Source organism: Stenotrophomonas sp. YJH_SMC_64, from assembly GCF_059371375.1.
Genome location: NZ_JCAFUN010000016.1, coordinates 87,380 through 102,292 on the forward strand (window position 1 = coordinate 87,380; position 14,913 = coordinate 102,292).

The 14,913-nt window shown below is 67.6% G+C and carries 14 protein-coding genes; 2 read left to right on the forward strand and 12 right to left on the reverse strand.

The window, feature by feature from the left end; genetic code table 11:
* Positions 1 to 405 precede the first annotated feature (405 nt).
* The 8 genes from AC5P9L_RS17440 to aspS all read right to left on the reverse strand — a co-directional run bounded on the left by AC5P9L_RS17440 (position 406) and on the right by aspS (position 7,920).
* Positions 406 to 2,325 carry a potassium transporter Kup gene (locus AC5P9L_RS17440; RefSeq protein ID WP_049396251.1) on the reverse strand — a complete coding sequence of 640 codons (1,920 nt, stop codon included), beginning with the start codon at positions 2,323 to 2,325 and terminating at the stop codon, positions 406 to 408.
* Between the two features lie 49 nt (positions 2,326 to 2,374).
* Positions 2,375 to 2,968, reverse strand: coding sequence for a Holliday junction branch migration protein RuvA (gene ruvA / locus AC5P9L_RS17445; protein ID WP_005410756.1), 594 nt, complete (start codon positions 2,966 to 2,968; stop codon positions 2,375 to 2,377).
* Positions 2,969 to 2,981: 13 nt separating this feature from the next.
* Positions 2,982 to 3,503, reverse strand: coding sequence for a crossover junction endodeoxyribonuclease RuvC (ruvC, locus tag AC5P9L_RS17450; protein WP_005410757.1), 522 nt, complete (start codon positions 3,501 to 3,503; stop codon positions 2,982 to 2,984).
* 105 nt (positions 3,504 to 3,608) lie between these two features.
* Positions 3,609 to 4,340 carry a YebC/PmpR family DNA-binding transcriptional regulator gene (locus tag AC5P9L_RS17455; protein ID WP_005414277.1) on the reverse strand — a complete coding sequence of 244 codons (732 nt, stop codon included), beginning with the start codon at positions 4,338 to 4,340 and terminating at the stop codon, positions 3,609 to 3,611.
* A 233-nt stretch (positions 4,341 to 4,573) separates the two neighbouring features.
* Entirely contained in the window at positions 4,574 to 5,206 is a 633-nt protein-coding gene (locus tag AC5P9L_RS17460; protein ID WP_024958675.1) for an esterase/lipase family protein, read from the reverse strand.
* Between the two features lie 75 nt (positions 5,207 to 5,281).
* Complete coding sequence (locus tag AC5P9L_RS17465) at positions 5,282 to 5,803, reverse strand: GNAT family N-acetyltransferase (protein ID WP_005410760.1); 522 nt, start codon at positions 5,801 to 5,803, stop codon at positions 5,282 to 5,284.
* Between the two features lie 31 nt (positions 5,804 to 5,834).
* Positions 5,835 to 6,152 (reverse strand): hypothetical protein, encoded by a 318-nt coding sequence (locus tag AC5P9L_RS17470; protein ID WP_005410761.1) that lies wholly within the window; start codon positions 6,150 to 6,152, stop codon positions 5,835 to 5,837.
* Between the two features lie 16 nt (positions 6,153 to 6,168).
* Positions 6,169 to 7,920: an aspartate--tRNA ligase gene (gene aspS, locus AC5P9L_RS17475; protein WP_043035111.1), complete on the reverse strand. Its 1,752-nt coding sequence runs from the start codon at positions 7,918 to 7,920 to the stop codon at positions 6,169 to 6,171.
* Positions 7,921 to 8,078: 158 nt separating this feature from the next.
* Here aspS and AC5P9L_RS17480 point away from each other — a divergent pair, with 158 nt between their 5' ends.
* Positions 8,079 to 8,822, forward strand: coding sequence for a DUF3011 domain-containing protein (locus tag AC5P9L_RS17480; RefSeq protein ID WP_005414281.1), 744 nt, complete (start codon positions 8,079 to 8,081; stop codon positions 8,820 to 8,822).
* Positions 8,823 to 8,871: 49 nt separating this feature from the next.
* Here the strand turns inward: AC5P9L_RS17480 and AC5P9L_RS17485 are convergent, their stop codons facing one another.
* The 3 genes from AC5P9L_RS17485 to blaL2 form a co-directional block, all read right to left on the reverse strand.
* Complete coding sequence (locus tag AC5P9L_RS17485) at positions 8,872 to 9,513, reverse strand: hypothetical protein (RefSeq protein ID WP_099527675.1); 642 nt, start codon at positions 9,511 to 9,513, stop codon at positions 8,872 to 8,874.
* A 53-nt stretch (positions 9,514 to 9,566) separates the two neighbouring features.
* Positions 9,567 to 10,781: a cation:proton antiporter gene (locus AC5P9L_RS17490; protein WP_005410765.1), complete on the reverse strand. Its 1,215-nt coding sequence runs from the start codon at positions 10,779 to 10,781 to the stop codon at positions 9,567 to 9,569.
* Positions 10,782 to 10,866: 85 nt separating this feature from the next.
* Entirely contained in the window at positions 10,867 to 11,778 is a 912-nt protein-coding gene (gene blaL2 / locus AC5P9L_RS17495) for a L2 family extended-spectrum class A beta-lactamase (protein ID WP_012481073.1), read from the reverse strand.
* Positions 11,779 to 11,953: 175 nt separating this feature from the next.
* On the opposite strand from blaL2, the gene ampR reads away from it, so the two are divergent.
* Positions 11,954 to 12,820, forward strand: a complete 867-nt coding sequence (gene ampR, locus AC5P9L_RS17500; protein ID WP_062605799.1) for a LysR family transcriptional regulator AmpR — start codon at positions 11,954 to 11,956, stop codon at positions 12,818 to 12,820.
* 78 nt (positions 12,821 to 12,898) lie between these two features.
* On the opposite strand, the gene AC5P9L_RS17505 is transcribed toward ampR, so the two are convergent.
* Positions 12,899 to 14,764, reverse strand: coding sequence for an ABC-F family ATP-binding cassette domain-containing protein (locus tag AC5P9L_RS17505; RefSeq protein ID WP_005414284.1), 1,866 nt, complete (start codon positions 14,762 to 14,764; stop codon positions 12,899 to 12,901).
* Positions 14,765 to 14,913: the final 149 nt, after the last annotated feature.

Sequence of the window (14,913 nt, forward strand, 5' to 3'; positions counted from 1 at the left end):
GGGTGGGTCCGCTTGCGGGGGACGCTGCAAGTACGTCCATGTAAGCTCGGTCGCCGCATCCATGCGGCTCACGCCCCCGCAACCGGACCCACCCCGCCTTCGACAGTTTCCTGCGATCTGTCTGGATGGCGTGGCCTGTGCCTGCTCTTGTGGGTGTCGACCTTGGTCGACACGGCAGATCCACGCCATGCGTGGATGGAACAGAGGGGGAGAGTTGGCTCAGCTTCTGGCGCGCGGTGCCTCCGCAAGCGGAGCCCCCTTGTTGTTCAAGGGGGCGCGCCGATAGGCGGGGGGATAAGGTGGAATGCGCGGAACGCCGGCGCCAACGGCGCCTGCGTTTCAAGGGGGCGCGCCGATAGGCGGGGGATGAGGTGGAATGCGTGTGGGACGTAGCGCAGGCGGAGATTAAATCTCCACCTGCGCGCCGAGTTCGACCAGGCGGTTGCCCGGAATCCGGAAGAAACCGGTCGCGGGCGCGGCATTCCGGTGCATCAGCGCGAACAGCTTGTCGCGCCAGATGGGCATGCCGCGGTTGGCGGTGGCCACAATGGTTTCGCGGCTGGCGAAGAAGGTGGTGTCCATCGGGTCGAAGTAGATGCCACCGTGGTCACACGAGCGCATCAGCGCCAGCGGCACGTCCGGGGTTTCCATGAAACCGAAGCGCACATAGACCCGGTAGAACTCGTCGCCCACCGACTCGATCTTCAGCCGCTGCCCTTCCATCGCATAGGGAATGGGCAGGGTTTCCACGTGCAGGAACACGTTGCGCTCGTGCAGCACCTTGTTGTGCTTGAGGTTGTGCATCAGCGCGTGCGGGGCCACGGTCGGGTCGGCGGTGAGGAACACGGCGGTGCCCGGCACGCGTACCGGCGGTGCCAGCATCAGGCCCGGCAGGAAGGTATCCAGGCGGATGCCGTCCTTGCGGATCTCATCACGCAGCAGCTCGCGGCCACGGCGCCAGGTGCGCATCATGGTGAACAGGAAGATGCCCAGCACCACCGGGAACCAGGCGCCCTGCAGCAGCTTGGCGCCGTTGGCGATGACGAAGCCAAGGTCGATGATGAAGAACACCACGCACAGCGGCAGCAGCCAGCCACGCGACTTCGGCCACAGCGAACGTGCCACCACCGCCAGCAGCAGGGTGTCGATCAGCATCGTGGCCGACACCGAGATGCCGTAGGCCACGGCCAGGTTGGACGAACTACGGAACGCCAGCACCAGGCCGAACACCATCACTGCGATGCCCCAGTTGATGCCCGGGATGTAGATCTGGCCGATGGTGTCGTGCGAGGTGTGCTTGATGCGCATGCGCGGGATGTAGCCCAGCTGCATGGCCTGGCGCGAGACCGAGAACGCGCCGGTGATGACCGACTGCGAGGCGATCACCGCCGCCATGGTGGCCAGGATGATCATCGGGTACAGCGCCCACGAGGGCACCGCCTCGAAGAACGGGTTCTTCAGGGCCTCGGGGTGGTTGAGCACCAGTGCGCCCTGCCCCAGGTAGTTCAGCACCAGGCACGGCAGCACGAAGAAGTACCAGGCGTGGCGGATCGGGCGCAGGCCGAAGTGGCCCATGTCCGCATACAGCGCTTCGCCGCCGGTCACCGCCAGCACCACTGCACCGAGAATGAAGATGCCGTGCCAGCCGTGCTCCATGAAGAAGCGGATGCCCCACCACGGGTTGAAGGCCTTCAGCACCTCGGGCGCATCGACAATGTTGTAGATGCCGATCGCCGCCAGCGATACGAACCAGATCGCCATGATCGGGCCGAACGCCTTGCCGATCTTCTCGGTACCGAAGCGTTGCGCGGCGAACACTGCCAGCAGCACCACCAGGGTGACCGGCACGATGAAGACATGCAGTCCGGGCGCGGCCACCTCCAGGCCTTCGACCGCACTGAGCACGGACATGGCCGGGGTGATCACGCCGTCGCCGAAGAACAGCGAGGCGCCGAAGATGCCGAGGATGCCCACCACATAAGCCGAGCGCGAGCCATGGCGCAGCGTGCGCTGGGTCAACGCCATCAGCGCCATGATGCCGCCCTCGCCATCATTGTCGGCGCGCATGATGATGGTGACGTACTTCAGCGTCACCACCAGGTTCAGCGCCCAGAACGCCAGCGACAGCACGCCCAGCACGGTATCGTGGTCGCTGTTGAGCCCGTAGTGCGGCGAGAACGCCTCCTTCAGGGTGTACAGCGGGCTGGTACCGATATCGCCGAAGACCACGCCGATCGCACCGATGACCAGCGCCAGTCCTCCAGCGGAGGGGGCGTGGCCATGGCCGCCGGGGGCGGCTGCGTGCGGGGTTTGACTGCTGGACATGGGACTCCTGGCGAAGCTCAGGCGGTTTGTTGAAGGAAAGGAAGGCGGATCAACGCAGCGCCGACTGCAGCGCCTTGCGGATCACGGTGGCCACTTCGTCGCCTTCATTGAAGGCATCACGGGCCATGCGCGCGGCTTCGGCCGGCTTGTAGCCCAGCTGCTGCAGGGCCACGGTGGCGTCGGACAGCGGATCGGCCGGGGCCGGGCCACTGCCGGTGGGCAGCGCGCCGCCGGCACCGAACTGGGCCGCGCGGTCACGCAGCTCCAGCACCATGCGCTCGGCGGTCTTCTTGCCGATGCCCGGAATGCGGGTCAGCGCGGTGATGTCACCGGCCTGGACCATGCGCGCAAACTCCTCGACGGTGACGCCGGACAGCACGGCCAGCGCGATCTTCGCGCCGATGCCACTGACCTTCTGCACGTCGCGGAACAGGCGCCGCTCACCTTCACGCAGGAAGCCGTACAGCGAGACGCTGTCTTCCTTCTGCGAGTAGTGGGTGTACAGGGTGACCTCGCGGCCGAGCTCGGGCAGGTCGTAGAAGGTGCTCATCGGCGCCTCCAGTTCGTAGCCCACTCCGTTCACGTCCACCACCAGCCACGGCGGCGCCTTGTAGGCGACGATGCCGCGCAGTCGACCGATCATTGCGTGCAGCTCCTCATTTGCGGCCCCATGCCTGGCGGGCACTGAGCCCCAGGCGGTTGGCCGTCGCCCTTACGTGGGCATGGGTGATCGCCACCGCCAACGCGTCGGCCGCGTCGGCCTGCAGCTTGATTTTCAGGTTGAGCATGAGCCCGACCATGTGTTGAACCTGTTGCTTTTCGGCGCCACCGCGCCCGACAACCGCCAGCTTGATCTCGCTGGCAGCATATTCGTGCACCGGCAGGTCGCGCAGCACCACCGCCGAGATCGCCGCGCCACGGGCCTGGCCCAGCTTCAATGCCGAATCGGGGTTGCGGGCCATGAACACGCGTTCGATGGCCACTTCCTGCGGCTCATACTCGCGGCACAGGTCGGCCAGGCCCAGCACCAGCAGCTTCATGCGCTGCGGGAAGTCGTCAGCGCCCAGCAGCACCAGCGGCTGGTGGTGCACGTAGCTGACGCGGCCGGTGGCATCGACATCAATGATGCCGACCCCGGTCCGCTGCGAACCGGGGTCGATGCCGAGGATGCGGGTCATGCTGCACTCCTGGCGGGGCGGAACGGAATGCGCTGGCAGGCGTATGGGCTCATGACTGTCCGCGGTGACCGTTCAACGGCCCGCGCCCAGGCCGTCGAAGACGGCTCAGGCGTAGGCGTCGGCGCCGAGCTCGGCGTTGGAATACACGTCCTGCACGTCGTCCAGGTCTTCCAGCATGTCCAGCAGCTTCTTGACCTGCAGGGCGACCTCGCCCTCGACCTTGATGTCGTTATCGGCGCGGAAGGTGATCTCGGCGTGGTCGGCGACATGGCCAGCGGCGGTCATCGCGTCCTTGACTGCGCTGAACGCGTCAGGGCTGGTGACCACATCGATCGAGCCATCGTCCGGATAGACCACGATGTCATCAGCGCCGGCCTCGATTGCCGCCTCGGTGATGGCTTCCTCGTCGGCACCCGGGGCGAAGCTGAGCACGCCCAGGCGCTTGAACATGAAGGCCACCGAGCCTTCGGTGCCCATGTTGCCGCCGCACTTGCTGAACGCATGGCGGACATCGGCCACGGTGCGCACGCGGTTGTCGGTCAGGCAGTCGACGATCACGGCCACGCCACCCGGGGCGTAGCCTTCGTAGCGGATTTCCTCGTAGTCGACGCCTTCCAGTTCACCGGTGGCCTTCTTGATGGCGCGCTCGATCACGTCCTTGGACATGTTCACGGCCAGGCCCTTGTCCACCGCCACGCGCAGGCGCGGGTTGTTGTTGGGGTCGCCTCCACCGCCGCGCGCGGCAACGCCGATCTCGCGGATGATCTTGGTGAAAATCTTGCCGCGCTTCGCGTCGGACGCGTTCTTGCGGGCTTCGATGGAGGGGCCTCTACCCATGGGTGCTACCGTCTGGCTGCTTCAGGATCAAGGCGCGGATTCTACCTGATCGGGGACGGCAACCGTGTCTAGGGCGGAGAGATGCCGTCGGGCATGGCCCGGCGAAGCGCGTGCGAACCAACGGTTCGCACCCACCAGGGCAGGACGGTTCGCACCCACCGAGGTAGTCCGGTCGCACCCACCAGGGCAGGACGGTTCGCACCCACCGAGCCAGGGCGGTCGCCCCTACCAGATTACGCGGCGGCGGCGTCGCGGCTGTGGTCGAACTGGCCGTGGCGCAGGAAATGCGCGGTCTGCCGCGCGGCATCCGGCGACACGACCAGGCCGCTGTGGCTGGTGCGCACCACGCAATGATCGGTCAGGCCCGGCAGACGGGTTTCGGCCAGGGCCACGGTGCCATCGGAGGCGTCGTCCATCGCGCCCAGCAGGCTGCCCAGACCATGCGGCACCGAACCGGCGATCAGCCCGACCTCGGCCCTGCCCTGCCAGTCCGGCAAGCCGTCCAGCAGCAGCTCGCTGCTGCGCCCCAGCGCCAGGCCCCAGCCATGATCGGACAACGAGCGCGCGGTGCCACTGCCGCGCAGCGGTGAACCCAGGCAGACCACGCGCTGCACCGGCAGCTGCGGATTGCGCCGCAGCGCTTCCAGCGCCAACAGCCCGCCCAGGCTGTGGCCGACCAAACTCAGCGGGCCGGCGTCGGCCAGCCGCTCCAGCAGCTGCGGTACGGCCACGTCCGGGCCACCGAACACCGAGGAATAACCAAACGCGTGCACCTGGAAGCCGCGCGCGCGCAGGCGCCAGGCCAGCGGCCCGACCCAGGCGCGGGCATTCCAGATGCCATGCAGCAGCAATACGGGGGGAGTCATGCAAACAGCCTGGCGGTCAGCGGGGCAGGAACGTACGGTGATTGAACACGCGCGCGCAGCAAGCGGCAGTGAACATCAGGCCGCGCGCGGTGCGCGGCGCAGGATGAATTCGAGATCGTTCGTGTCGCCCACCGGGAACAGGTATTCGCCGGCCTTCTCGAAACCGTAGCGGGCGTAGAAGCGCTGTGCGCCGAAGTTCTCCGACCACACGCCCAACCACAGGGTGCGCGGGCCCTCGTGTTCCAGCCAGGCCAGCGCGGTTTCCAGCAGGCGGCTGCCCCAGCCGCAGCTTTGCTGCGTCTTGATCAGGTACAGGCGCTTGAGTTCGCCGTCACCGGGCTTCACGTCCGGGTGCGGCAGGCCACAGGGACCGGCGGCGGCATGGCCGACCGCCTCCCCGTCCAGCTCCAGTAGCCACACCGCGTAATCCGGGTGGGCCAGGATCACGCGCTGGCGCTCGACCGTGTAGGCCTCCTCAAGGAAGGCCTGCAGGTCCTGCGGCGGATACAGATGGCCGAAGGTTTCGGTGAACGTGCGGGCGGCCAGCGCCGACAGGGTCGGCGCGTCGTCCACGGTGGCGCGGCGGATGGAATACATGCAGCAAGTTGACGTCAGCGCGGAGGGGCGGTCAAGCCTTTTCCGACGATTCCGCTTCTTCGTCTTCCTCGTCCTCTTCCTCGTATTCCTCTTCGTCCTCGTCTTCTTCGCCTTCCTCGTCCTCGTCGTACTCTTCCTCTTCGTCGTCCTCGTAATCCTCGACGCCGAAGTCTTCTCCATCCCAACGGCCTTCGCCGTCGGCGACGAAGGTCAGGGCCATCGCGGCCGGGTTGGTACCGACGCGGACCAGCCAACCGCCGAACACGCGTGCACGCTCGGTGACCAGGTTGGCCTCGGAGCCTTCATTGCCCAGCTTTTCCCACTCCAGCGAAAACGCAAACTCGGTCATTGCCTGGATCTCCTGATCAGTTGGTCTTGGGGCGAACCTGGATGTGCACTTCGGCCAGCTGCGCGTCGACGATCGGCGACGGCGCGTCGGTCATCAGATCCTGTGCACCAGTGGTCTTCGGGAACGGGATGACGTCGCGGATCGACTCGGTGCCGGCCATCAGCGCGGCGATGCGGTCGATGCCGAAGGCGATGCCACCGTGCGGCGGCGCGCCGTAGTTCAGCGCGTCGAGCAGGAAGCCGAACTTGGCACGGGCTTCTTCGGCACCGATGCCCAGCAGCTCGAACACCGCGCTCTGCATGTCCGGACGGTGGATACGGATCGAACCGCCGCCGATCTCATTGCCGTTGAGCACCATGTCGTAGCCGCGCGAAACGGCGGTACGGGCATTGGCGCGCAGGTCGGCGATGTCGTCCACGGCCGGTGCGGTGAAGGGGTGATGCAGGGCGACGTAGCGCTGTTCTTCCTCGTCCCACTCGAACATCGGGAAGTCGGTGACCCACAGCGGCGCCCAGCCGTCGGCGACCATGCCGAAGTCCTTGCCGGCCTTCAGGCGCAGCGCGCCCATGAAGTCGGAGACCTTGTTGTAGCCGCCGGCACCGAAGAACACGATGTCGCCGTTGCCGGCGCCGACGTGGGCGACCAGCGCGGCGAACGACGCTTCGCTGAAGAACTTCTGGATCGGCGAGCTGATTTCGCCGTTGTCGGCGATCTTGATGTAGGCCAGGCCCTTGGCGCCGTACTTGGCGGCATGCGCGGCGTATTCGTCGATCTGCTTGCGCGACAGCGACGCACCGCCCGGGATGCGCAGCGCGGCAACGCGGCCCTCGGCATCATTGGCCGGGCCGGTGAACACCGGGAACTCGCTGTCCTTGACCAGTTCGGCCACGTCCACCAGCTCCAGCGCGATGCGCAGGTCCGGCTTGTCCGAGCCGTAGCGGCGCATGGCCTCGGCCCAGGTCATGCGCGGGAAGCTGGCGTCCAGCTGCACGTCCACCACTTCCTTGAAGATGGCGCGGATCATGTCCTCGACGAAATCCTGCACGTCGCGCTCGCGGACGAAGGCGAATTCCATGTCCAGCTGGGTGAATTCCAGCTGGCGATCGGCACGCAGGGCCTCGTCGCGGAAGCAGCGCGCGATCTGGTAGTAGCGGTCGAAGCCGGCCACCATCAGGATCTGCTTGAACAGCTGCGGGCTCTGCGGCAGGGCGTAGAACTCGCCCGGGTGCATGCGCGCCGGCACCAGGAAGTCGCGTGCGCCTTCCGGGGTGGCCTTGGTCAGGATCGGGGTTTCGATGTCCTGGAAGCCCTTTTCGTCCAGGTGGCGGCGCAGCGCCTGCACCAGCTTGATGCGGGTGCGCTGCATGCGCTGCATTTCCGGGCGGCGCAGGTCCAGGTAGCGGTACTTCAGGCGGGTTTCCTCGCCCGGGTTCTCGTGGGCGTGGAACGGCAGCGGCGCAGCCTTGTTCAGCACGGTGATGGCGGTGGCGATCACTTCCACCTTGCCGGTGCGCATCTTGTCGTTCACCGCGTGGCGGGCACGCACGACGCCTTCCACCTGCAGCACATCCTCGTAGCCCAGCGACGCGGCCACCGCGAACACTTCGGCATTGTCGACCTCCACCGTCACCTGCACGATGCCTTCATGATCGCGGAGATCGATGAAGCAGACGCCGCCCTGGTTACGGGCCACGTCGGTCCAGCCGGCGAGGGTGACAGTCTGGCCAATCAGGGTCTCGTCGACCAGGCCGCAGAAGTGGGTACGCATGGGGGGAAGCTCCGCTGGAGAACGCCGGCACCGGATGGGGGCCGGAAAGCCTCGTATTCTGCGGCCGAGGCCCCGGCTGGGGCAAATCCGGCCAGTCACACCGGCTTGATCGTCCCCCTCCCTATAGTCGGGCACCTGCCACCGTATGGGATGCCGCCATGAAACCGCTGTCCCTGGCCAGCCTGGCCGTGACCCTCAGCCTGGGTGCGCTGGGCACCCTTGCCCTGCCCGCCCCGTCCGCCTCTGCGCAGAACGGGGTGATCCGCTGCGAAAGCCAGAGCAACCGCGAACGGGTCTGCAACACCGGCTGGCGCGGCGCGCAGCTGGTCCGTCAGTTGTCTGGCAGCCCCTGCGAGGAAGGGCGCTCCTGGGGCAGCCGCAATGGCAGCATCTGGGTGACCAATGGTTGCCGCGCCGAGTTCGTCGAGGCCCGTGGTGGCTGGGGCGGCGGCAATGGCGGTGGCTGGGGAGGCAACAACGGTCGGCCCGGCGAGACCATCCGCTGCGAAAGCCAGAACAACCGCGAGCGCAGCTGCCAGGTCGGCTGGCGCAATGCCCGCCTGGTCCGCCAGTTGTCCGGCAGCCCTTGCGACGAGGGCCGTACCTGGGGCGTGCGCAACGGCGCGGTATGGGTCAGCAATGGCTGCCGCGCCGAATTCGCCGAGGCCCGCGGCTGGGGCGGTGGCGGTGGCGGCTGGGGCGGTGGCAACAGCAACTATTCCGTCACCTGCAGCAGCAACAACAACCGCTCGCAGACCTGCGACTGGGATGAGCGCCAGGGCCGGCCGGTGCTGCAGCAGCAGTTGTCGGGCAGCGTCTGCCAGGAAGGCCGCAGCTGGGGTTACTCGCGTGGCCAGGTGTGGGTGAGCAACGGCTGCCGGGCGCGCTTCGGCACGCGGTGAGTGCAGGGTCGGGGTCAGAGCCCTCCGCAGGAGGGATCCGACCCCGGGATCACGGCGCGGGTGCTGTGTCGTCGCCCCACGGTGGCGGTGGCAGTTCGACCGGCTTGCTCAGGTCGAACTGGACGCGGAAGCGGCGGCCGTCCGGGCGCGTCAGTTCGTAGACGAACGTCTGGTCCGGATCGATCTCCATTGCCCAGGTGTTGTGCGTGGAAGCCAGCATGTCGGCACGGCGGAACATCGCCACCGAATCGGCATCGGCCGGGAACTGCTGGCGCTCGGCGGTGCCCGGCGGCGTGCTGTCGCCACCGTACAGGGTGATCGCGTCGGGGCTGCCGTCTTCGTGGCGATGGTCGTGCTTCAGCCGCAGCCCGTTCGGCGTGCGGGTCAGCACCCAGGTCCGCGAGTGGTCATCACCGACATGGAACGGGATGCGCAGCTCGTGCGCCGGGTCGGCGCAGCCGCGCACATGCATGACCAGGCGCTGCCCGGCGAACGGATCCTTGGAGGTCGGTGCAGGCGTGTCCTCCACCACCTTGCCGACGTAGGCCTGGCCGCAATGTGCGGCGACGGCGGCCATGAACGCATCGGCCGGTGCGGTCGCCAGGTCATGAGCGACTGTATCGGAGCGCTGCGTGCACGCAGCGAGGCTGAGCAGGAGGGCGGCAGTAGTGGCAACGGCAATCGGTCTCATGCCCCAACCCTAACGGCCATGGACGATGGGCGCAAACCGCGCGCCAGTCCCGCTCAGCGCTCGGCAGACGGTGCTGCCGGCAGTGCTTCGGTCGCCGCCACCGGTGCGGCCTCGCCCTCGCCGGCCGGCTCCTGCTCCACCGGATCAACGTCAAACGGTGTACGGAACACCAGCGACGGCAACAGCGTGGTCAGCGCCGCGTACAGCAGCAGCGCACCGAACAGCACCGCCGGAATCTGGAAGCGCTCACGCATGATCGCCGCCAGCACCAGGGTGAAGATCAGCGTCGGTGCCAGCGCCAGCGAGACCCGCAGGCTGCTGCGGAAGCTCTCGCCGAACATCACCCGGCGCTGCAGCCAGACCACGCCGATGCGCAGCGGCAGCACCACCAGGGTGATCACGATGCCCAGCCCCAGCGCCTCGAAGCTCAGCGCTTCGGCGGGCACCTTGGTGCCGGCGTTGAAGAAGTAGAACGGCACGAAGAACGAGGCGAACAGGCGCAGCGCGTGCAGGTTCTCGTGCGAGGCCAGCAGCGGCATGCGCTGGTGCAGCAGGCGCGCGACCAGCCCGGCGATGAACGCGCCAACCAGGTAGTACACGCCCAGCAGGTAGGTGATGTAGGCCGCCACCATGCCGACCATCACCAGCAGCGAGAATTCCGAGCCCGGCGCGTGCGGTGCCACCCAGCGGCCCAGCGCGATGAACAGCAGCGGCAGGCCGATCATCATCGCCAGCAGTGCCAGGCTGGACAACGCCATGTGCCCTGGGTCACCGGCCTGCAGCACGATGAACAACGCCGCCAGCGCCAGCAGTTCGCCGGCGATGGCCTTGCTGGTCACCCAGAACCGCTCGTCTTCGCTGAGGCCCAGCCGCGACAGCGAGTCCATGATGAAGCCCGTGGACGGCGTCAGCAGCGCCAGCGCCAACAGGCCCGCGGCCTGCCACGGCAGCCCCGCATAGCGCCAGGCCAGCCAGCCCACGCCGAACAGCGTGCCGGTACGGATCACCAGGTGCGCCAGCAGCGGCCACATGCCACGGCGCAGCGCCTGCAGGTCCACTTCCAGGCCGGCGAACAGGAACAGCGAGGAAATGCCCAGCGTGGCCAGCAGGCCGATCACCGCATCGTGGGCCTGGTCGCCCAGCCAGAGCATGCCGATGATGCCGAACAGCAGGCAGGTCAGCGGCGCGGGCAGGCTGAAACGCTGCAGCGCGCGCGGAATCACCAGCAGCGCGAAGATCAGCAGCAGGTAGATCAGTTCATGGCTCATGGGGGACTTCCGTGTGGTTCGAACGCGCGCAGGATGCGCGCGCCGAACCGATCCGGCAAGCCACGTTTGAATGACCCCGGTTACCTCATCCGATCAACCGGTCGGCAATCCGCCCCACCTGTGCCAGCACGCTAGCGCGTTGCTCGTAGCTGATCGCGCCCGCCTGCAGATAAGCCGTCAACACCCACGGGGCGCCTCCGGCTACGGGCCACAGCACGGCGATGTCGTTGCGCGCGTCTTCACCATTGCTGCCGGTCTTGTCACCCACGCGCCAGCGCTTGCCCAGGCCCGCGCGCAGGCAGGCGTCGCCGGTTTCGTTGTCGATCAGCCAGTCGGCCAGCTGCTGCCGCGAAGCCGGTTGCAGTACCTCGCCCAACACCACGCGCTGCAGGGTCGCGGCCATCGCCGCCGGCGTGGTGGTGTCGCGCGGGTCGCCCTTGGCAAAGCTGTTCAGCTCCGGCTCCAGGCGGTCACTGCGGCTCACCGTGTCGCCGCTGGCGCGCAGGAACGCGGTCACTGCGGGCGGGCCACCGACCACGCCGAACAGCAGGTTGGCGGCGGTGTTGTCGCTGGTGATGATCGTGGCACGGCACAGGTCGCGCACGGTCATGTCCTTGCCGGCGTGGCGGCGGGTGACCGGTGCATGCGAGAGCAGATCGGCCTCGCCCACCGGCACGCGCCTGTCCAGCAATGCCGGCATGCGTTCGGCCTGGCTGAGCACGGTGGCCGCCAGCATGCTCTTGAAGGTGCTGCACATCGGGAAGCGCTCGTCCTGGCGATGACCGATGCGGCGACCGCTGGCAGTGTCCAGCAGGGTCACGCCGAGGCGTCCGGCGCAGGCCTTTTCCAGCGCGGCGAAATCACTGGCGGCGGTGATGGCGGCATCGGTGGGTGCGTTGGCGGTGGCCTTGCCCGCTGCACGTGCCAGCAGCGGCAAGGCAAGCGAGGAAGCCACGGCGGCAGCACTGAACTGCAGGAATCGGCGACGGGCGAGCATGCGGGTTCTCCTGGGGGACTGCTCGATTATTGAAGCCTTGATCGGGGGCGACCAGCGCAAAAAATCTGCGAGAGACATTAGTTCAATTAATGCCTGACGCATTCAACCCCTTAATTTTCCGAAATGTCTCGTTGAAGCGTTAGGATCATCCATCACTCCAGCTCACGACTGCGCGATGTTGCACCCTGCCCTGCCACTGAACGCGCTGCGCGCCTTCGAGGCCGCCGCCCGCCACCAGAACTTCACCCGTGCCGCGCTGGAGCTGTGTGTCAGCCAGGCCGCACTGAGCCACCAGATCCGTGGGCTGGAGGACCGGCTCGGCATCCGCCTGTTCCATCGCCTCCCGCGCGGCGTGGCGCTCACCGATGAAGGCGCGGCCCTGTATCCGGTGCTCAACGAATCGTTCGAGCGCATCTCCGCCAGCATCGCGCGTTACACCGGCGGACCTGCGCGTGAAGTGCTGACCCTGGGCGTGGTCGGCACCTTCGCCACCGGCTGGCTGCTGCCACGGCTGGCCGCGTTCGAGGCAGCGCACCCGGACATCGAGCTGCGCCTGCAGACCCACAACAACCGCATCGACCTGGCCGGAGAAGGGCTGGACCTGGCGATCCGCTTTGGTGATGGCGACTGGCAGGGCCAGGCGTGCACGGCGATCCTCGACGCGCCGTTTGCACCGCTGTGCGCACCGGCGCTGGCGCGGCGCCTGAAACAGCCACGCGACCTGGGCACGCTGCCGCTGCTTCGTTCCTACCGCAGCGACGAATGGCCGCGCTGGCTGCAGGCGGCCGGGGTCAGCGGCGTGGAAGCGCGCGGGCCGGTATTCGATTCCTCGTTGACGGTCGCGATGGCGGCCGCCGGTGGCGCCGGTGTGGCCTTGCTGCCGCTGCGCATGTTCGAGCAGGAACTGGCCGAGGGTCGCCTGCTGCAGCCGTTCAGCACCACGCTGGAGCTGGGGCGCTACTGGCTGACGCGGCTGCGATCGCGTGCAGAGCGCGAGCCGGCCAAGCGGTTCCGCGAGTGGCTGCAGGCACAGGGCGCGTAGTCAGTGCCGGCCGCTGGCCGGCAATCCCTTGATCGTTGTGGGCGCATCGCGCTGCCGGCCAGCGGCCGGCACTACCGGTCAGGACTCAAGCAGTTCCATCCAGGCGGCTTCGGCCTTTTCCAGCTGCGCGGCGGCGGTTTCGCGATCGCGGCCAAGCACGGCCATGCGCGTGGCATCGGCGTAGTTGGCCGGGTCGGCCAGCTGGCGGTCCAGCTCGGCCAGGGCACCTTCCAGCTCGGCCACCTTGGCTTCAGCGGCGGCCAGCTTGTGCGGGTTCACCGGCTTCTTCTGCACCACCTGCGCCACCGGGGCGGTCTTCACCACCACCGGCTCTTCCACCTGTTCCATGCGCGCCTTGGTGCCCTGCGCCTGCGGGCGGGTACGCAGCCACGCGGCGTAGGCATCCAGGTCGCCATCGAACGGCTCGACCACGCCATCGGCCACGCGCCAGTAGGTATCGCAGACCAGGCCGATCAGATGGCGGTCGTGAGAGACCATCACGATCGCGCCTTCGAAGGTGGCCAATGCTTCGGCCAGCGCTTCGCGCATTTCCAGGTCAAGGTGGTTGGTCGGTTCGTCCAGCAGCAGCACGTTCGGCTGCTGCCAGGCGATCAGCGCCAGCGCCAGGCGTGCGCGCTCGCCACCGGAGAAGCCATCGACCGGCTCGAACGCGCGGTCACCCGGGAAGTTCCACTTGCCGAGGAAGTCGCGGAACGACTGGTTCGGTGCGTCCGGGGCGATCTCGCGGAAATGCTCCATCGGCGACTGGCCTTCGTGCAGCGACTCCACCGTGTGCTGGGCGAAGTAGCCGATCTTCAGGTCCGGGTGCGCCATGCGCTCGCCGACGATCGGTGCCAGCTCGCCCACCAGGGTCTTCACCAGGGTGGTCTTGCCGGCACCGTTCGGGCCGAGCAGGCCAATGCGCTGGCCCGCTTCCAGACCGAAGCCGACGTTGTGCAGGATCACTGCGTCCTTGCCGTAGCCGGCCTCGACATGGTTCAGGCGGATCAGCGAGAACGGCAGCTTGGCCGGCGGCGCGAACTCGATGCGGAACTCGCGCTCGGCGCGCACTGCTTCGGTGCCGGCCAGCTTGGCCAGGCGCTTCATGCGGCTCTGCGCCTGCGCGGCCTTGCTGGCCTGTGCCTTGAAGCGGTCGATGAAGCTCTGCAGGTGGGCGCGCTCGGCCTGTTCCTTCTCGTGCGCGATCTGCTGCTGGCGCAGCTGTTCGGCGCGCTGGCGCTCGAAATCGGTATAACCGCCCGGGTAGAGCTTGGCGCCGCCGCCGTGCAGGTGCAGGGTGTGGGTGGCCACGTTGTCGAGGAACTCACGGTCATGCGAGATCAACAGCAGGGTGCCGGGGTACTTCAGCAGCCACTGCTCCAGCCAGTACACCGCGTCCAGGTCCAGGTGGTTGGTCGGTTCGTCCAGCAGCAGCAGGTCACTGGGCATCATCAGCGCGCGGGCCAGGTTCAGGCGTACGCGCCAGCCGCCGGAGAACGAGGACACCGCGCGGTGGTGGGTCTCGGCCGGGAAACCGAGGCCGTGCAGCAGCTTGCCGGCGCGCGCTTCGGCGTCGTAGGCCCCCATCTCGGCCATCTTCGTGTGCGCGTTGGCCACCGCCTCCCAGTCTTCGCGCGCGGTTGCTTCAGCCTCTTCAGCCAGCACCGCAGCCACATCGGTATCCCCGCCCAGCACAAAGCTCAGCGCCGGGTCCGGCAGCGACGGGGTTTCCTGGGCCACGCTGGCGATACGGACCTTGCCGGGCAGGTCGACGTCACCCTTGTCGGCCTCCAGCTCGCCCTTCACCGCCGCGAACAGGCTGGACTTGCCAGCACCGTTGCGGCCGACCACGCCCACCCGGTAACCGGCGTGCAGGGTCAGGTCGACATTGGACAACAGCAGCCGCTCGCCGCGGCGCAAGGCGAAATTACGAAGGGAGATCATCGGGGGAGGGGTCCATATAACCGGATGGAATGTGCTGGTGAGCACTGTTCCTGCGACGTAATTCTAGCGTTAACGAATACTTGACGCGCCCCGGGATGCGCGGCGGCAGGCCAACTCTCTCCCTCGTCGGCCCCGCGCAGCCCCCGGGC